The following is a 19,618-nucleotide window of genomic DNA, read 5'->3' on the forward strand; positions in this document are numbered from 1 at the left end:
GTAATAAATTGCACATCAGTTACAATAGCTGCAGGAATAGACATTGTCCAACTTGCGGGGGACACAAGCGCGAAGAGTGGATAAATGCAAGAGAAAATGAACTTTTAGAAGTTCCTTATTTTCATGTTGTGTTCACCCTTCCATCAGAATTTAATGAATATGCTTTAAGAGAAGGCAAAATCATTTATGGTTCATTATTTAAGGCTGCTTGGGAGACCTTGAAACAGTTTTCACAAAACCCCAAACACCTTGGCGCTAAGATGGGAATGATTTCGATTTTACACACTTGGGGTCAGAATATGTCATTGCATCCTCATTTACACTGTATTGTTCCTGGTGGCGGTTTAACCAAAAGCAATAAATGGAAATCATGTAAAAATAAAGGAAAATACTTGTTCAATGTGAAGTCAATGAGTACTGTTTTTCGAGCAAAATTTATTGCTTTACTGAGAAAAAGCGAGTTAAAAATACAGCAAAGTGTCTATGACAAAGTGTTTTCCAAGAAATGGGTCGTTTATGCAAAACAGCCTTTCTTTAAACCTGAGTTTGTAATTGAATATCTTGGCAGATATACCCACAAAATCGCAATTTCAAATCACAGAATTAAGAACATTGATTACGCCAAGCGAACAGTCACTTTTTCAGCAAAAAACTATAGGAAAGGTGGACAAAAACACGACATAACACTCAATACTTCCGACTTTATTAAACGATTTTCGCTGCATATTTTACCCAAAGGATTTACACGTATTAGACATTTTGGAATATTAAGCAGCAGTTGGAAAAAGGTAAAGCTTCCTGAACTTCAAAAGTTATTGAATGAAAAGAAGACGTCCGAAATTATTAAGGAAAACCCAACGCACAACAGGAGATGTCCAACGTGTAAAAAAGGAAAATTAATCACTGTTTTACTTTTTGATGGAAGAGGACCGCCAGAAAACTGGAGAGAAACTTTAAGTGTCAATAAATCAACAGAATAAATACAACGATATTAACGTAATGGAGAAGTTATGGCTTAGAAATAGTAAAATCGATATCAAACTGGCGGAAGTCCTGATAAATGCGTGGTTTTTGTGACACTGAATAGTAATCAACCAAATTAAATTCGAAATGCACGCTCATAATCAAAGCGTAACACACCAAAATAATCTTTCAAAAATAATGTATTAAAACGTTTTCCCCATACGTTCGGCAAGCTCAGTAGGGCTAAGGAAATCCGGATCCGTCAACATGGTATTCAGCGCTGGCCTATCGGCACGCCGAATACTTAGTTATTGTAAGCTGGCTTCTTTTAGTTTTACTTTATTCAACACGCTCATAAGGAAATACATTTTTATAGCTCCTGTGTAAATAAGAACCTAATGAAGGAGCGTCTCGTAAACTTTCAAATTCATGGATGGGAACACTTGTATAAACATAAAGACTTCCATTTAGAAATCTTACATAGACTTGTTCATTTGATTCGTCATAACCTATACTTTCTATATTAGACGAACTAACTGGAATCATTTCTGGTAAACTCATAATTTATAATTTTTATTTCGCCAAGATTTTAATAATTTCTTGTATTCTTCTTCTGTTCCTTCAATTTTTTCAATCCATTTTTGAGATGCTTTAGGGTCTGAACTTTTGGGTGAATTTGCAATTTTATAAAATTTAATTCGAGATGGAATTTTAACTGCTTCTCCTGAAATAAGAGCTTCTCCTGTTCTTAAGCTTGGTAACAAATCAACCATACTCTGTAATTCGTCTTGGACTGCTGACCTTATATGCCCTCTGTCTTTTGAATTATTCATTCTAAGTGCAACCATTGTTCCACATTGACTTAAAACAGTTTCATCTAGTTCTGAAGGTCTTTGTGTGACGAGTAATAATCCAACTCCATATTTCCTTCCCTCTTTAGCAATCATTTGTACGGTTCTAGATGATATCGAATTTTCACCTGCTTTTAAATAACTATGTGCTTCTTCTAAAACAATTAGCAATGGTTGATTTTTACCACCAACTTTTGTATTAACACCCCAAAATAAACCGTCATATATTATTTTTAAAAGTGTACCTGAAATAGAAGACATAATTTCACTAGGGATACCTGATAAATCTAAAATAGTTAAAGGTAAGGTGTTCCCAAGCCAATTATATAGTAAACTGTCAATATCCTTTTTTGTTTTTCCGTCTACATCAGGTGTGAATTCACCTGGGTTAAACATAAAGCTGTAGCTATTATCTTTTATTTTGTTTCTTACACTATCTAAAAAACGTAATATTCCTTTTCTACTATTATTCAAAAAAGGAGCACTAGCACCTAAGCCTGTAGGAGGATATTCATTTGACTTTAAAGATTCAATATCTCCTTTCGATATTAATTTAGATTTTGTTTTTCTATCACTCTCAAAATTTAACCTTTCATAATCGTCCAATTCAAACCATAGTTTTTTAATGCTAAATGGAATTGGTGTATCAGCTGTAATAGATTCTTCTGGGACGTCTAGTTTATTTGTTTTTGCACTTTCAATTTTTGCATTTACTAATTTTTCTCTTATGTATTCAAGTTGTGAGTCGTTTAAATTACCTGAAAAAATAGACATTAGTTCATTAAAAGGAAGAGCCCAAAAAGGGATATTAAGTTTATTTATTACTTCTTTTGGATTAGTTTCAATAACCCTTGAATAATTAGATAGAGCATCATTATACTCTCCATGAGGGTCAATAACTAAGACTCTTGAACTTGGAAAGTTTCTTTTAGCAATAGCTTCTAATAATACTGAAACTGAGTTTGACTTACCACTTCCAGTTGAGCCAACAATAGCACAATGTCTAGAGATAAGTTTATCTAAATCTAATTTTGCATCTAAGCTTTCAGAGGCACTTATGTTGCCAATAGTTATTGAATTAGAATCCTCATAACCACCATAAATAATATCTAAGTCATTTATTGTTACAAGATGGACTTTATCACCAGTCGTAGGGTATTGAGTTACTCCTCTTTCAAATTTACGTCCTATTTGCTCACCTGCTAGTACAATATTTATCCATCTTGTGTTTTTAAGAGAGTCATAATCTTTAACCACAGCTTCCTTTAAGTTCTCAGGTATAGCAGCAGAACCAATTTGAGTTACTATTCCGTAAAGATTTGCATAACCTAATGGTATTCTGACAAATGAACCTATTTGACCTATACGATAAACAACACCATTTATAATTGGCATATTAGACTTTATGTTGTCAAATAGTTTTACAGAGATGCTATTACCGCTAATGCTATCTATTTCACCTATTTCTGTAATTCTATTTTTGGACATTTTCACCTATTTTTTTAATTTCATTGTCGTTTATCATTTTATTCAAAAACTTAGTTAGTTTACCAAAATCAGGTAAAATAAATTCACCTTTCCCAGTCCAAATTTCACCACCAACAGTTTCTTTATTCAGCTCGATATCTGGATTTTCTGGAGCATCTTCATCAAAATATAAGTTTATATTTATAGTGTCTTCTTTTGTTGGTTCAGATTTAAGAATCCATTCTCCAAATTGACATCCGATTACTGCACTTCTTGAACCATATAATGATATTTTTGAATTTTCAACACCTAATTTTACAGTCGAAGATTCACTAGTTATTTTATCATATTTATCGAACAACAAACCAATAACATGGGAAGTTGTATTAGTTTTTAAAGCTGAAATTATTCTTGAATTTATGTGTTCGTCTCCCCATGAATATCCACAAGTTATTAAAATGGTATCGTCTTGTTTTATGAAATTTGATAACCTATCTAATAGACTTTCATAAGGTTGTTTTTTAGAGTCTTTATACTTTAAGCTTGATGGATAAATTAAGATATCATTATCATCTGAATTTACTCTTAATATTTTTTCAGTGTCTTTATCAAAATGCCAACCTAAAGAACCGTGAATCTTCCATAATTTCGTTTGGTTTGCCAAAAATGAAAAATCTTCAACAGATTCTGGATTGAAAAAAGGTCTTAAACTCCCGCAAAAACCATCATAATATGGTACTTCTTTAGATTCAAGTCCTAATTCAAATAAAAAGTCATAATTTGTTGTAAATAGTTCAATAGGATATTTTCGTTCTGCTTGACCTATCCAACTAGCAAAATCTGTGTGAACTAATTCATTCACAATTTCTGAAGTAACAACTTTATTTGTTTCATTTTCATGAACACTAACCATTGTTCTTACATTTTTCTTAATCTCAATTATGAGATTTTCAAAATCTGTTTTTTTTAAAGTATTTAATTCTCCATTTCCTATAAAAGTTGCCTTTTGCTCTAAATTTGATAGAATAGTTTCAATATTGAAATTTTCTTCTCCGAGTTCAACTTTTATTTCATCTAAAGCTACTTCATATTTTTTTTGAACTTCACCTACAATAGTAATTATGTCGGTTGTCATTTTAGCTATTGCAGGTACTGTGAGAGTCTTATTGCTTTTTTTTGCTAATGAACTTCCTGCACCAAATAAAAATCCTATTCTTTTTTTATCTGAAATCAAAACTTGTTGTATTCCTCTAATATATTCAGAAGGGTCATGAGATATAGAATTCATATTTTATTTTTTTGGTTATTTTATTCGCTTGCTTACAACGGTTGGCAATAAGAAACGTAGGGCATTTCGAAGCGCCTACCTGTCAAGCTGCCAGACTGTTTTTTAAATGTTATATCGTTTAAATTTAGCACTTTCTGCCCTATGTTTTTTATTGCGTGTTGGGTTGCGTTATTCCATCCAATAATATTCTTTAGGAAATGGGTATCTAATCAATATAAAACACTCTTTCCCATTAATAACAAAGCTATCTTCTTTTGATTTCTTTTCATTTAACTTCTCATATACTTTATATTCTTGAGGTGTCAAATACAAACTATAGAAAATAGAATCTCTTTTTACAGTGTTTGAACTATTGAAATCAGGCAGACTATCAGGCCATGTTACACCTTCGTTTCCATTCCTTATCTGAACCATAAGCTCAATTAATTCTGGAGTCCACCTTTTTGCATTATCTGATTTATAATATGCTAATTTGTCATATAATTCAACGACCTTTTTCGAAGCCTTTTTCCTTGACTTCATATCTTTTTTTAAACTACCATAATAATAGTATGCATACCGATTATTCCCTTCAAAGAAATAGAAGTAATTTTGAGGTTGACTCGTATAATCTACCAAGGTATTATTGTATTCCTCTTTTGATAACACTTCTTTATAATTCAGGTCTTTTAGTAAGGAATAAAATGATGATGAATCCAAGACTTCATATGAATAATCAAGAGTAAAACCGCTTTCTTTTTTATTCGAAAATATTACTGTTCCATCATCATATAAAGCAAAAACAGGAGATTCTGAATGAGGATAAAATGTCCAATGGTTTGCTTCATATAATACTATCACAGGTAACCTGTCAGCATTTTGTGCATTTGACATACTAAAAGTCATTAATATCAAAATTCCAAGTATCAGTTTTTTCATTTCGTTATTTTTTTTATGCAACCCAACGTTTTGCAGCTACCCGAAGGTGGCGATTTCGGAGCACTTCACTGTCAACCAAGCACAAACTTTGATAGAAGTACAAAGCTTGATTTAACCACTGAACCGCCACTTTTGGGTAGGTGCTGTTAGGTGCAGAGTTTTTAGTCTTTACAATTTGTCTGTATTTCATTTGTTCTTATCTTGTCTTCTTCATTAAATGGATTAATATCTCTATACCAGCGATGATTTAACTGACTTTCTAATACACAAATTGTCAATCCGACATTTCCATTACTATAGAGTGTCGTAACTTTCAAATTGTTTCTCAAGTCAAGTTTTGTCAACTGATTATTTTGACAATCAAGAAAGACCAATGAAGTATTTTCATTTAAGAACAAATTGTTGAGTTTGTTATTACTGCATGCAAGTTCGACTAACTCTTTATTTTCACTAACATCAAGTTCCTGGAGTAAATTATCTGCGCAATAAAGCCAAATTAAGTATTTGTTTTTTCTAACATCTAATTCGCTAATCTGTGTGTTTTGACAATAGATAGATTGTAGCTTCAGATTTTTTGTAATATTAAGGGTTTTTAAGGGGTTATTTCGTGCTGACAAATGAACTAAATTGATATTACCTGTTAAATCAATGTTACTAATTCGGTTGTTATAAATTTTCACTTCTTTTAAAAGCTGATTTTGGGAAATATTCATCTGTTCAATAGCATTATTCTTGCAATCTAGAAATTCAAGAGCTAAATTTTTACTCAAATCTAAGTTTGTTAGTTTGTTACCAGAACAAATCAATTTTGTTAATTTAACAAATGCTTCAATTCCTTCCAGAGACTTAATTTTCATGTTTGATACATCAATCGTTCCATTAAACGATTGTGCTTCTAATATGGAAATTTCTTTTTTATTTGAGTCAAAGTTAATGCTATCATTTGTTAATAGGTATGATTTAAATCTTGAGTCAGTAAACTTTAACTCTTGAGCACTTAAACTCATCAGATTAACAAAAATGGCTGTTATAGCTGTTAGAAATCTAATTGTCATTCTTTGCATGTCGTGTGTTTTACTTTGCACCTAACAATTGGCTAATCGTATTACGTTTAGCCAACCTATACATTTTTATTCAAATTTATCAATTATAACATATTAGTAGCTTTAAAACGCTATGTTTTATTTAAAAAACAATTTACATTAAAAAGTAATAAGCATTTGTAAGCGTATAATTATACGAATAATATACGTTTAATTCTACCTCTAAAGCTCAATCCCGAAGCCCAAAATCTCCACCCCGACGAAAACCGGTAGCTTTGTGAAGTACTTTTTGTTGTAAACAAGCTAATTTGTGGAGCGACCTTGTGAAGCTCCCGCAAATAGCATTGTTTACTAAAAAGAAGGAGTAAACTATATTAGCTTGTATTTGATAACACAACAATATTAAAATTGGATTCTTTTGAGCACTTTTTACTTTTTTGCTTGTCGGCTGATGCTAAGGCATCTCCTAAAGAAAGAAAAGTAAAAATCTTCTCAAAAAATCTTCAATTTATAAAAATCGTCTGTTTTCAACCACAAGCTATGTTGCAGGCGGAAATGGTGGCCAAGAAAAGACATTAGACATTAGATGTTTAGACCGTTGTTATATTATTTTCTAGCATCTTGGCTTTAATTTAAAAGCTTTTAGATTTTTAGTTAATCACTAAGGAAATTTAGACAATAGCTTTATGTGTTGTTAATCATATTTTCATTTTTCATCTAACATCTAAACTTCTAAAATCTAACGTCTCTATCTAAATCATTCTATTCAAAAAACATAATTACAATTAATTCGAACCTTTTTCAAGCAACTGTGTATTACGGAAAAAGCAAGATCATGAAAATACAGACAATTTTATTCGCAATTCTAATTTTAACTTTTAATACGCAATTGTTTTCGCAAGTGCAACCTGTGAAATCTCTGGCGGTGGAATACCATGAATTTGAGTGGTATGAGGAACAGTATAATTTGTGGGAAAAGGAATTGAAGAGAAACAAAAAGGATGGTGAGGCCTGGATAAATTTTTATGCGGCGGCTCGAATGGCGAGGTTTTCTGCTCCAGATGCGGAAGTGAGAAATGAATGGTATACTAAGGAATACGAAGTGGTGAAAAACATGGAGAAATCGATAAAAGGAACTTTTGCATATTATCGAATTTTGAGTTGGTACAGCCAGATTTGGAACGCTAAAGACAAGGAACAGGAAGATGAATTTATCAGTTATGTGTTGAAAGCGCATGAGTTAAACCCTTTAAATTCGGATATTTATCCAAACTTGATGAATGTTTACGAAATTTATAGAGAGAATCCTGAAAAATTGGAGGAAACAGCCCAATTGTGGAAGGCTTCGGGACATCACACGCCAAATTTGATGGCGCTTTCGTATAACGCTTTAATCAATACGAGCAAAAACGCGATTTTAATTACGGGTGGTGATAATGACACTTATCCGCTATGGATTGCGCAAAAAGCAGATGATTTTAGAAGGGATGTGAATGTGTGGAATATTCATTTGATGAGCATTAAGGAATACCGAAATAAAAAGTTTAAAGCTTTAGATATTCCTATTTTGGAAGAAGAAAACTTAACGAATGAGGCTATTTTGAATCACATCATAGAACACAAAGGAAAGAAGGGTTTGTATTTCTACAGTAAAGGAATTATAGCGGAGGATTCGACCATTTTTGACCGACTTTATAATGTGGGCGTGATTTATAAATATGCAGAGGAATCTTTCAATAATAACGCCTTAGTGGTTGACTTTTTTGAATGTAAATTCTTACTGGATCATTTGAAATATGATTTTTATGAGAGTGCTTATCCTGAAGCAGACAAGAATAGAAATCGCCATTATTTATCTGGCTTAATTATCCTTTATCAGCATTATGCTTTAATTGAAGATTTGGTGAAAGCGGAGAAAACTAGGGAACTAATTATCGAAATAAGTCAAGATTTACCGTATTTTGATGACATTAAACAAGAGATAGGACTTGACTAATTTAGAACATAAAACAGATGAACAGCTGATGTCGTCTCTCCAAAAGGGGGACGAATCGGCGTTTACTATTTTGTATGATCGATACAGTCAGCGCATTTTGTATTTCATGTTTAAAATGTTGAAAAATGATGAGGCGAAAGCGCAAGATTTTACCCAAGATGTTTTTATGAAAGTTATAGAAAAGGCGGATCAATTTGATACTGCTAAATCATTTAAAACTTGGGTTTTTACTGTGGCTGCGAATCATTGCAAAAACTATTTTCGAAGTAATCAACAGCTGTTTGATATTGATTCTTCGGAGAATTCTCTTGTTGATTTAGATTCAATTGAGGCCAATTACGACCAAAAAGAATTTAAAAAGCGACTAGATATCGAAGTGAATAAATTGAGTTATAAATTCAAAGAAACTTTTATTCTGCGCTATTTCGAAAATTTAAAACTCAAGGAAATTGCCGAAATTATGGATTGTCCTGTGGGAACGGTAAAATCGCGATTAAACCATGTTACCCAAGTTTTGGCGAAGAAATTAAAAGTGTACAAAGTGTTGTTTGACGATAGCCCGATGGCACAAAAAAACAAAGGAATATGAAGATTAGATTATCAGAATTGATGGAAAGTAAATCTTTTTCGGAATTAACGATAGAGGAGCGGAATTTTGTTTTATCTGAGATTTCTGAACAGGAATTTAAGGAAAAACGCCAGTTGATTGTCCAAGTAAAAGAGGAGTTAAAATCGGAGGCCAATCAGCTGAAGGTAAATGAACAAACTCACCTCAATGCTTTGGCGGCTTTGCGTGCAAAAAATGCTTCGAAATCTGGATTGATAACAGAAGTTGAAGAAACAGTAGAAAGCCAAGAAAAAGAAGGGAAAGTGGGCTTTTTTGCTTTTAAAATTCCGTTATGGACCGCAATTGCTGCTGTTTTTATGATTTTTATTTTGACGACTCCTGTATTCATCAATTCAGAATTTGAAACTAAAAACGATACAACTTTAGCGGTGGCGGATACTGTATATATCGACAAAATCATTAGAGATACAATAGAAATTTCTATGCCAGCAGATACTGTTGTGAAGGTCGTTTATCAGTCAATGCCTGAAAGCGAGAAAGAGGTCAAAAATCAGAGAAATAACGAATTTATAGCGAATGATTTTGAGCCAATTCCTTTAGAAAATTTCAAGATTCAAGATGATTTAGAAAAAGCCATGGCAAATGACAATTTTTCAAATCCAATCGATATTCAATCTAATGTAAAAGGTAAAAGTTTGTCCGATGATTTAATAGGGAAGAGGGTTTTGGGACTGTGAGAGTGAATTGAGGAAGTGAAACGAGCTAAATTAGCTCCACAAGTTAATATTATGGGATTCCTCAATTAGTGATGAAATAAGGCTAACTCTTAAGGCGTAGGTGCTAATAGCCAATTTTATTTCTTACTTTTCACATTAGGATGACAGGGTTAATAATCTCATTTTTGATTCAATACGCTATGAAACTGTCATCCTGAACCTTGGAAAAAATTTTATTTTTCTGAGGGAAGGATCTTTTCTAAACTATTCTCTAGCCAATCTACATCAATGCTCAACTTGTGAAAAAAGTTTAAATAAGGAGATCTAATCGTGTAGACAAAAATTAAATCTTATCTTGAGGGAACAACAAATTCAAATTACAATAAAAATCAAAACAATATATCATGAGCGACAGTAAAAAAGACCAAATTCCGAAAGACAGAGAAGAAGCCGAAAAGTATTACGGAGACAAGAGCAACACACGCAGAAAAGAGGAGGACTTGGATGAGGTGAAAGCCAGTAAAGGTGAGTCTAAAACGAAAGGAAATGCGGGTGAACGTAAAGATAGCAATGTTTTAACGCATCCTAAAGATAAAAAAGATGAGTCTTTTAATGTGGATCACAATGAGAAAGACAGTAAGGGAAACAAATAATTATGAAGATTTAGGGGACGTTCAGTAAGACGTCCCTCTTATTTCCTTCAGTTTTTTTGATTTACCTGTACAAAACCCTACTCAATCACAACCTTCAATTGCTCGACAGCAGAATTTTCGTTATTGATTATTGTGAAAAGATAAATTCCTGGATTCAAATCAGAAACATCAAATTCGGAGTCGTTTTTCACTTCTCTCAATGGAAGAGATCTTACGAATTCACCTTTTTGATTATGGATTTTCATTTCACCATTTATTAGTGTTTCATTCAGTTTTAAACTTATTTTTCCTGTAGTTGGATTTGGATAAAGCCTTGTTCCTGTTGAAGATTTAGCAATTATGGTGTCTGTTTTCTTTGTGAAAACGTGTATTACAGGGTAATTCGTATTGTACAGCGTGGTGTCGTCGTAACCGATGTATCTCAATTGATAAAAACCTACTATTGCACTATCAAGAACCGAAGTTGCGCCATTTGTGCCATATCTGTAATTTGCCTCGTATTCACCATCGGGCATTAATTGATCATTAAAATACCATTTTGCAGTGTTAATCGTTGGGTAGGTTGTATGGCCCTCGTTAACATATTGCCATCTTAATAAAATAGCCTTGTTTGAGTCATAAGGAATTTTTAAAGTGTCGTTGTGGTCTGCATTAATTGAACTGTAAGAGTGCGGGAATAATGCTCCAATGGAATTAATTGGAGGAACATTTTCATATCCATAGGAAAATCTATCACTTACCTCAACACCTTTTTCTGTTTGCGACCACGATACAACACTTAATAAAAATAGAGATATTACTGTTAAGTTCTTCATAAATAGTTTGTTTTGATTTTAAAACGGACTAGATATAAAATTATTGTACTGAAATAATATGCACGTAAAACTTACTCACTACATTTTAGAAGGAATTTGCTGAACTATTTCCCAATCACAATTTTCTTTCTGTAAAAACTTTCTCCCGATTGAATTACAACAATATAAATTCCTGGAGGAGTAGAATTTTGCGAAATGGATATAGAAATTAGATCATTATTAGAAACAGAGGAATGAACAATTTTACCTGTGAAATCTGTTACAGAAATAAGTTTTTCACCAGTTAATTTTGACGCATCAATTGTAAAACTACCCTTGTTTGGATTAGGATAAATTGTGATGTTAACTGTCGGTTTTTCCTTGACTATACTCGCCGTCATGTCTTTCTGGTAATATAATCTTTGCTTGGCATTCAACTGCTCAAATTCAAAAGTGATTGGCGTATTCATTTCATCTTGGAAAATTACAGTGTCTAGTGAACCATTCCAATCTAAAACGAAAGATTGTTCTTCTACAAATGAAGGAGATTGAAGAGTAACAATTAAGTCATTTCCGCTCATTTCTGTGTGATAATCGAGTGAATCTCTTTTTCTCCAGAAGTCACCAAAATCTTCAAAAAGCATAATTTCTGCCCTTTCTGGTAATGCCGAAATGTAGTCTTTCATTGCGGTTAATTTATATTGACGATTCGGGTGAATTAACAAAGTGGTTGGTGCATGATTGTTATGATATTGCTGTGTCACCGTATTCCAAATATTAACTTTTTCATTGTAGTTGAGTGGAGTTATGGGGTCGCTATTGAAAACGTCTGAAATCGTCATCGGAATTTCTAATATTCTTGATTCTTCCGAACTAAAAGAGCGATCACGCAAAGCATAATAAGGAAAGTTCGAAAGTACATCATTAGCGGAATACGTAGAGTTGAAATCGTAATCTAGCAATTCCAAAGCTCTCACTAAAGAGTCGTTATACGCCAAGTGTCCCGCTCTAAAGCTGCGTACATTTACATTTATATCGTTTTCTAATAAATCTCTGGAAACTTCTAAATCTCCTAAAACACTTCCGTTTAGGGTTTCTGTTCCGTTGTAATAAGGTTTGTAATTACTGGTGTCATTTCCCAATTGACCCAAAGGGAAAATATTCTTGTCTGCAAAATCAGGAAAATGTCCAACAGAGTGTGAAGCAATGGTGTGTCCTTCCAATTTAAGTTGGTTTACCCTTTGTTGATTTCCCAAATAAAAATCCGTCATCCAAATGTCATTTCTGTACCTGGTGGTGATATTGTAATGAGCTTTTATGTTGTTCTGTTGTTGATATTCAGAAAAGAAATGCATGGAATCCATTCCGGTTCTGCTGTCTACATCGTGGGTTAACATTACTGCAGAATGTGCATTATTTGGAGCAGTGTGTTTGTAAATTGTGTGTGGAATGTGTTCTCGAATAATATTTCGAAGCACCATCATTATAACGTCAGATGTTGGTTCAAATCCGTTAGAATAAGTTCTGTGGGCGTTTACATCAAAGTTGGTTTGGTTTCTATAGAGCAAATCTCTAAAATCTGAACCAAAAGAATAAACTGTTCCTGAACCATATTGATTTTTCACGATTGCAGGCTCAAGGTTTTCATAATAAGCGAGTGGAGTAGCGGTGTTCACTTCAAAATAACGGGTGTAAAATGAAAAGCCTTGACTTTCTCTTCCAATAGAAATGTTTACTTCTAAAGAATCATCGATATAATCAAAAATTGGTGCAGAAAGGGTGTCCCACGCCATTTTATATAATGTATTTGAGGAAATTAATGTGTCAACTCCGCAAATATCATATAGTAAGGGTTCTCTAAGTGAAGAATGGATTAAAACCCCGCCGTTGTTCACATAATTTTTAATAGCAATAAGGTCTGAAGTAGCAAAAGAACTGTCTACTATTCTTGAACCTGTAATGATGATAGGATATTGAATAGCGGTGGATAAACTTGTGGTTGTATCAAAGGGAACTCCTGCTAAGCGCATCACGCGAAGGGAAGAAAGTGGGCGAGAAGTACTGATGTCATTATTGTACTTGCTCATGTCTAAAACACAGACTTTTCTATCTACTTGCGACAAAGTGGTAGAATTGAATGATATAGCTAGAAGTAAAAGGCTTAGTATGATGTAGTTTTTCATTTTTTAATTTTAGGTTAATATGCGAATATAGGCTTATATGGTTTTAATTCAATTAATTCCTGATTCATTTTTTTTTGTATGTAACACTTGTTGCATACTTATCGGTTAGAAACATCATAAGCCTTTTTCCTTGGCATGAACTGATGTTTTTAGGGGATTCCACGGATCATTATAACTGGCTTTAAAGAACAATTCCATGAAATAGGCCCTTGTTCTTACGAATCTTAAGAAATATCCAAAATAGATGACCATGAGCGGAATGTAGGGAAGGAAATAATAATTTGGCGCGTTTGATCGTGTTCTGAACCAGCCAAAAAGTATTAATTTAATGTAGCCCATTGTGGTGTACAAGAATAAATTCGTGAGCATGATGTGGACTAACAAATCGGGAAAGTTGATGACTAAATCTATGGCATAAAAATACCACTTGAAATTCAGGATCAAATTATAAAGGATGTTTTCGAAAAAGGAGATAAAATTGATTAAACTAAATCCTTGATTGGGAAAAAGCACGTCTTTGTGCTTACGCAGTCTAAAACGAATGAGTGATTTGTCCCACCTGTACCTCTGTTTTGCTAGTTTTTTAAAGGTATTGGGCACGCTTGTCAAGCAAACAGCTTCAGGGGCAAAATGAATTTTATAGCCTGATTTTCTAATTTTCACTGTGATGTCACCGTCGAGTCCTGGTCCAATGTCCCAACCTTGAATTTTATCCATGACATCTGCTCTAAACGCGCCAAAAGCCCCAGAAATAATGCGGTAGATTCCGAATTGACTGGTTACAATTCTTCCAATTCCTACGGAGTTGAAATATTCTACAGCTTGTAATGTGGTTACTAAACTTTCTTTGTAATTCCTTACCATTACATTTCCTCCAACACCACCAATATCTTTATCGTAGTAAAAAGGGAGAATTATTTTCTCTACGGCATCATTGTCATAAGAACAATCTGCATCCAGGTGAATAATGAATTTTCCCTTGGTAAAACGTAAACCTAGATTGGCAGCCGAAGCTTTTCCACCCCTAACGTCATTTCTGTAAAATTGATCGATTAATCCGTTTTTGAGTAGACTTTTGCAAATAATTGGGGTGTTGTCATCTGAACCGTCATCAATAATGATGAGTTCATAATTTTGATAAGTTTGCTCTGATAAAGATTTTACGAGTTTAAAAATGTGTTTACCTTCGTTTTTTCCGGGAACAATAATTGAAACCAAGGGATTCTCTTTCTTCAATTGTTCACTGGCTCTTTTCCATTTTTTTCTGTTTACCCACAAAGAAACCCGGTGTAAAATAAGTCCGACAAGGTCCAATAGGAAATAACGAAAAAACTCAAAAATTACGAAGAACCAAAACACCCGTAGAAATTTTGCGGGTCCAAGGGCTTGTATGTAACTGATGAATTCTCCTATCGTACTCATTAGAAATAATCCTTGACTAATTGTTGAATTTGCAATTCTCCTGATAATTTATTGGACACGGGTTTTACACTGTGATCTATGCTTACGACCATATCTTTAAAGTTCGTTTCGATTAAAGCGGTCATTAAATCCACAATGTCCTGCGTGAGTCTTTTTGCTATTTTTAGTGGCAAGTCATTCAGTGAAATAAGAATGGTAGACGAACTATAAAAGGTGATTATAGATGAGGTAGGAATATTTTTTCTTATGTCTTGAATTAAAAAATTGAGCATTGTTTTCTGTAAGTCTGTAGTCATTTTTGAGTACGCTTCACCAGAATTTTTTAAGTGCAATACAGCTAAATTACTTTTCCCATCTGTTTGTTTTAGTCGCTCTACTTCGTATTTCAACATTGTGGTAAAGGTGTCCAACTTTACAGTTCCTTTTATTTCTTGTAGATCCCTACTGGTCGTCACATAGCCATTTACAGCCATTACTTGACCCTTTTTTGTGATAGAAATTACGTTTATAGTACTTTTCTTTAATTCTTCAACCTCATTGTCGAATTGACAATTCATACATTTGGCTTTCACGTTAAAGTCTTGGTAACGGTGTCCGCAGCTTAAACAGTCATTCACTATGCTTGGTTTGTCATAGTCTACTCCAATATGCCTCAATGTTTTATTACATTTTGGACAATTGAGTTCGTCATCAATTTGATTTTTAAAGTCTTCAATTGGCCCCACATAACTGCATGGGAAATGGTGAACTATGTCTTGCGATACAGCATTAGAACTGTTGCATTTGGGACAAACTTCGCGGTAGCTCATATAACCAGAAGTACAATTATTGCAAAGATATACAGAGTCGTGAAACTCTTTAGTAATCAATTTTTCCTCCGTCATTGTTTTTATGATGTTGAGGACTTGATGTTCCTCTTTTCGGGAGAAATTAACAGAAAGAATAGGGTAGTTGTACCCAATTCCAGAATTGAAATCTACATTTGGTTTCATTTTATCTATGTTTCTGGAATACATAAATGAAATGGTTTTCTGTATGATGAGCGCTTCATAACTCAAAGAGCTGGTAAATGTTAAATCTTTTATACGCAATAGAATGTTTTGCACACTAGGCAAAATCAATTTGATTTGCTCCAAAGAATAAAGGGTTCCATCAATTAGATTAATGTAGGGATCTTTAAGGCTACTTTGATTGAGTAAAAGCACTGGTTTGAGATAATGCTCTGGGTTGAAATGTCCTCTAATTCTGGTAATAATGTGGCGTGTAAATTCTGGATCACCTGCTTGAATAATTACAGCATCATAGAAAACAATGTCATCTGTTTTTAACGAATCCGTATTATAAATAATATAAAATGACAAACCCGCATACTCTATAACGCGGTCATTCTCTTTGGATGTAGAAATTTCTGTATTTACGTTTTTCATATTAGAATTTTCCTTTGGTAATTTTTACACGCATTTTATAAAACTTTCTCCATTTCTTAAGATCTTCGGTATTCACAGGAAATACATCGGCAGATAAAGTTCTGGTTGGCGGATCATATCTGTTCTGAAATTCATCAGGGATCAAATAGGTTGAAAAATAAAATTTCTTGATGAATCCATCACTTTTGGTTCCATCTGGAAATTCTAGTTTTACGATATCTCCTTCTTTTAGTTCCTTTAAATCTTCTTGATTAAAGAATGCTTTGATGTAAACATTTTCCGGTTTGTGAATGGATAAAATGTTTTCGCTTTTTAAGGCCACTTCGAATTCAGATTTATAAAGTTCTGTTATGGTTCCTTCCATCGGACTTTTGAATAGTTTTCTTAAACTATCAGTTCCTTGCCCTGTTCCACTATTTGAGGTCAAGCCAATCTGATTTACTTCTTCTAATTTTCGTGCTAAAGATTCATATTGCTTTTTATACACATTGATCTCCGCTTCTAGCGCACTGTTTTCTCCAATGAGCTTATTTCTTCTGTCAATGTTATTGGTAAATTCAGATTTAGGTACAACGTCTAGAATGATTTGTTCCTCAATTTTTTTAGCTTGTTGTGCATAGAAATCAATGAGTTTCTGGTTTTCAATAAGTGTAGATTCCTTAATTGAAATGTCCTTTTCCAAATTGTACATTTCTCTCTCCATCCAGCTTTGTGACGATTGTTTTGCCTGAACAATGCTGTAAGTTCCTTCCAGACTAAAGCCTTGGTTCATTTCACCATATTGATCAGCGTTGATGTAAGTGAACAAAGAGTCACCTACCTTTACGGCATCTCCCGCTTCCCTGTGAAACTCCATAATTCTGGAGTCGTCCGTATTTCGAAACTTTACATCTTGAAACCTTACTTGTCCAACGGCTTCAATATAAAAGGCTTGACCTACAAAGTACTTTCCAATAAAAAATAGAATGATCAATAAAATTGAGATATAGATAATTCTGTCCCAGTTTTTGGGCTTTTTAGGCGTTTTCTTGGTCTGAACTGCGCCTTCAAAATTGGATGCTTCTTTTCTTTTGAAATTAATACTCTTCATTTAGCAGTGTCTTTTTATCCAACTCAATTAATGACTCCATATCGTGAATTACGAAATTCGAAACTGTACTTGCATTCTTCAGCAGCTGAATATGTTCTTCAAGCGCAATACGATTTGTAAAATCATTTGTTCGCAAAGCTATAACAACTTTGGATTTATAATCTTCTAGGAAAGGCGTAATTTTACGTGCAATATAATCTATTTTTATGTTTTCATAGGCCATGAAATAAACCTTGTCTGAAATTTCGAATATTTGCATTGTATATTCTTCTATATAGTGCAATGGAATTGAAACAGTTAATTCTATCCCTTGTTGGTCACAGTAGACCCTAACTTTTTTCAGCATAACAAGATATTGCTGTAAATATTCCACTTTTTTTTCTTGCCAATCATCAAAAACATGGGGTTCTACATCCAAGTGGAGGGCATTAATTTTTCTTTTTCCAATATTAGACAAAACTAAATCAATGTATTCATTTGGGTTGTCGTGGAAGATCAATTGATTATTTCCTACCATTATTTCAAGGCGAATACTGTCAGATTTTGGAATCCAATTGTACCTTTCTTCCTGCAAAGTATCGTTTTTAGGCTGAACAATGACTAAAGTATTCAAATTGTACAATTCCGCATATTCTTCCAAGAAGTAACCAGAATAATTACGAATAGCGTCTGTCCAAACATAAATTCCTTTTGAGACATTGTTATAAGTATCCGCATAATTTGGAATATTCGCATTTTTCACGAAGTCTAAACTATCGGCGTAAGGAAGTTCAGAGTAAATTTTTAATAAATTCAAATACAAATTCTGTTTTAAATCAATTAATTCTAGGTCAATGCTCAATAATTCATTTATCGTTTGATTTGCCTTTATTGGGTTGAACGCCATAGACTGACCATTTTTAAGAATTCTCAATTTTCTCACACGTTCTTCATAAACTCTTCTTTTTTGGTAAAGTTGGATGTATTGTTTGAGTTTATAGCGGTATTCATACGTCAAGTTAAGAATGTTTTTCTCTCGAATATAAGATTCGTCCGTATATTTTGAATATTCGATTTTTTGTTGAATTTCCTCCAATTTATTCTTCGCTTTTATATTCACCGGTAAAGGCATGGAAAGTCCTAATCCGAAAGTGAAGAAATTTCGTTTTGTAGCGGAAACACCTGCCAAATCATAGGTGTTGTATCTTGCAAAGGTATTGACCGAAAAGTTTTTCGACCAATGTGTTCTTAAAGCCAATTGTTCTTCCAAAATCATTTTAATGGTGTCGGCAATTGGTGAGTTAAAACTGTTGACCAAGGCTTCATAGTTGATGTCATAGAGCGGAAGTTCATTGATGAATACAGTAGAATCGACATCGTAGAAATATTGGTCATTGTATGAATTATATAGGTTTTTTAATCCTTTAATTTCAGCCAAGGTGGATTCATACTTTAGTAATTCCTCTTTGGAAAGGTGTTTGAGAAAAAAAAGCGATCTGGCAAAATCAATTTGTTCGTTAATCAGTCCTTCACGAACAGAAAGTAGCTTTAATTTTTCTTGATTAAAAAGAAAGATGATGTGATTCCACCGGTCAAGAAAATACCTGTCTTTTTCCTCTTCCATTAAATACTTGTCATCTAAATAGGCCTTATTAGCGAAGTATTGTGCTTCTTTTCTGTTTTCTACAAGTCCATTCTTCAGGATATCCCATTCTACTCCAATTTGTGCTCTTCTGTTGTAAATACTGTTGTCGATTACATTTTCTGAAGGCACGTTGATATTTTCAATATAGTTCGCATTAAGATCTACTCCCCAATCTTTTTTCAAGACTTCAGATTTCTGTAAATTGTATTCTGACAGGAATTGACTGGATGAGCTTCTTTTAAAAACCGTTCTGTTCATCAATGAAAATGCAGCAGTGCTATTTCCGCCTGTTTGCAATTGAGGCACAGTATCAAGGTATGGTGAAATGACAACTGTCGCTTTTTCAATTATTTTCCTTACTTCATTTTCTGGTGTAATTTGAGCGTGAGTGAATGTGGAAAACAAAAGAAGTATTAAAATTATTATGGAAAATTTAATGGGTGTTTTTATCATATATTCTAAAAAATTACAGCACTTTCGCGTTCGTCATGGTAATGTTAGCAATATACAAAAAAACATTTTCACAAAACGCAATTAGTTTGTTGAGAATGCCATTGTTTTACGAATTAAGAGAAATAAAGGTATTTTAGTGCTTTATTCTTTTTGATTCAATAT

The 19,618-nt window shown here is 33.3% G+C and carries 16 protein-coding genes; 5 read left to right on the forward strand and 11 right to left on the reverse strand.

Going from position 1 to position 19,618, the window contains the following annotated elements:
- A partial coding sequence (locus tag DIT68_RS00005; RefSeq protein WP_109357768.1) for an IS91 family transposase occupies positions 1–980 on the forward strand: 980 nt, incomplete at its 5' end.
- A 322-nt stretch (positions 981–1,302) separates the two neighbouring features.
- On the opposite strand, the gene DIT68_RS00010 is transcribed toward DIT68_RS00005, so the two are convergent.
- From DIT68_RS00010 to DIT68_RS00030, 5 genes are all read right to left on the reverse strand, one after another.
- Positions 1,303–1,524 carry a KTSC domain-containing protein gene (locus DIT68_RS00010; RefSeq protein WP_109357769.1) on the reverse strand — a complete coding sequence of 74 codons (222 nt, stop codon included), beginning with the start codon at positions 1,522–1,524 and terminating at the stop codon, positions 1,303–1,305.
- Entirely contained in the window at positions 1,521–3,302 is a 1,782-nt protein-coding gene (locus DIT68_RS00015) for an ATP-binding protein (protein WP_109357770.1), read from the reverse strand. The genes DIT68_RS00010 and DIT68_RS00015 overlap by 4 nt, the downstream gene beginning before the upstream one ends.
- On the reverse strand, positions 3,289–4,569 hold the full coding sequence (locus tag DIT68_RS00020) for an SIR2 family protein (RefSeq protein ID WP_109357771.1): 1,281 nt from the start codon (positions 4,567–4,569) through the stop codon (positions 3,289–3,291). Before DIT68_RS00020 ends, DIT68_RS00015 begins: the two co-directional genes overlap by 14 nt.
- A gap of 168 nt (positions 4,570–4,737) precedes the next feature.
- A complete protein-coding gene (locus DIT68_RS00025; protein WP_146194071.1) occupies positions 4,738–5,487 on the reverse strand; it encodes a hypothetical protein in 750 nt (249 codons plus the stop codon).
- A gap of 161 nt (positions 5,488–5,648) precedes the next feature.
- The gene (locus tag DIT68_RS00030; RefSeq protein WP_109357773.1) at positions 5,649–6,551 is read right to left on the reverse strand and encodes a leucine-rich repeat domain-containing protein; all 903 of its coding nucleotides are present in this window, start codon (positions 6,549–6,551) and stop codon (positions 5,649–5,651) included.
- Between the two features lie 814 nt (positions 6,552–7,365).
- Here DIT68_RS00030 and DIT68_RS00035 point away from each other — a divergent pair.
- From DIT68_RS00035 to DIT68_RS00050, 4 genes are all read left to right on the forward strand, one after another.
- Positions 7,366–8,526 (forward strand): hypothetical protein, encoded by a 1,161-nt coding sequence (locus tag DIT68_RS00035; RefSeq protein WP_109357774.1) that lies wholly within the window; start codon positions 7,366–7,368, stop codon positions 8,524–8,526.
- Entirely contained in the window at positions 8,519–9,115 is a 597-nt protein-coding gene (locus DIT68_RS00040) for an RNA polymerase sigma factor (protein ID WP_109357775.1), read from the forward strand. Before DIT68_RS00035 ends, DIT68_RS00040 begins: the two co-directional genes overlap by 8 nt.
- A complete protein-coding gene (locus DIT68_RS00045) occupies positions 9,112–9,831 on the forward strand; it encodes a hypothetical protein (protein ID WP_109357776.1) in 720 nt (239 codons plus the stop codon). Before DIT68_RS00040 ends, DIT68_RS00045 begins: the two co-directional genes overlap by 4 nt.
- Before the next feature lie 383 nt (positions 9,832–10,214).
- Positions 10,215–10,463, forward strand: coding sequence for a hypothetical protein (locus tag DIT68_RS00050; protein ID WP_109357777.1), 249 nt, complete (start codon positions 10,215–10,217; stop codon positions 10,461–10,463).
- A 77-nt stretch (positions 10,464–10,540) separates the two neighbouring features.
- Here DIT68_RS00050 and DIT68_RS00055 read toward each other — a convergent pair whose 3' ends face one another.
- The 6 genes from DIT68_RS00055 to DIT68_RS00080 form a co-directional block, all read right to left on the reverse strand.
- Complete coding sequence (locus DIT68_RS00055) at positions 10,541–11,278, reverse strand: T9SS type A sorting domain-containing protein (RefSeq protein ID WP_109357778.1); 738 nt, start codon at positions 11,276–11,278, stop codon at positions 10,541–10,543.
- 104 nt (positions 11,279–11,382) lie between these two features.
- Positions 11,383–13,440 (reverse strand): T9SS type A sorting domain-containing protein, encoded by a 2,058-nt coding sequence (locus DIT68_RS00060; protein ID WP_109357779.1) that lies wholly within the window; start codon positions 13,438–13,440, stop codon positions 11,383–11,385.
- Positions 13,441–13,554: 114 nt separating this feature from the next.
- Complete coding sequence (locus DIT68_RS00065) at positions 13,555–14,862, reverse strand: glycosyltransferase family 2 protein (protein ID WP_109357780.1); 1,308 nt, start codon at positions 14,860–14,862, stop codon at positions 13,555–13,557.
- Positions 14,862–16,289 (reverse strand): TackOD1 domain-containing metal-binding protein, encoded by a 1,428-nt coding sequence (locus DIT68_RS00070; protein ID WP_109357781.1) that lies wholly within the window; start codon positions 16,287–16,289, stop codon positions 14,862–14,864. Before DIT68_RS00070 ends, DIT68_RS00065 begins: the two co-directional genes overlap by 1 nt.
- 1 nt (position 16,290) lies before the next feature.
- Positions 16,291–17,379: an HlyD family efflux transporter periplasmic adaptor subunit gene (locus DIT68_RS00075; protein ID WP_109357782.1), complete on the reverse strand. Its 1,089-nt coding sequence runs from the start codon at positions 17,377–17,379 to the stop codon at positions 16,291–16,293.
- Positions 17,366–19,408 carry a TolC family protein gene (locus DIT68_RS00080; protein ID WP_146194072.1) on the reverse strand — a complete coding sequence of 681 codons (2,043 nt, stop codon included), beginning with the start codon at positions 19,406–19,408 and terminating at the stop codon, positions 17,366–17,368. Before DIT68_RS00080 ends, DIT68_RS00075 begins: the two co-directional genes overlap by 14 nt.
- Positions 19,409–19,618 lie beyond the last annotated feature (210 nt).

The organism is Brumimicrobium oceani, assembly GCF_003143775.1.
Classification (GTDB): domain Bacteria; phylum Bacteroidota; class Bacteroidia; order Flavobacteriales_D; family Crocinitomicaceae; genus Brumimicrobium; species Brumimicrobium oceani.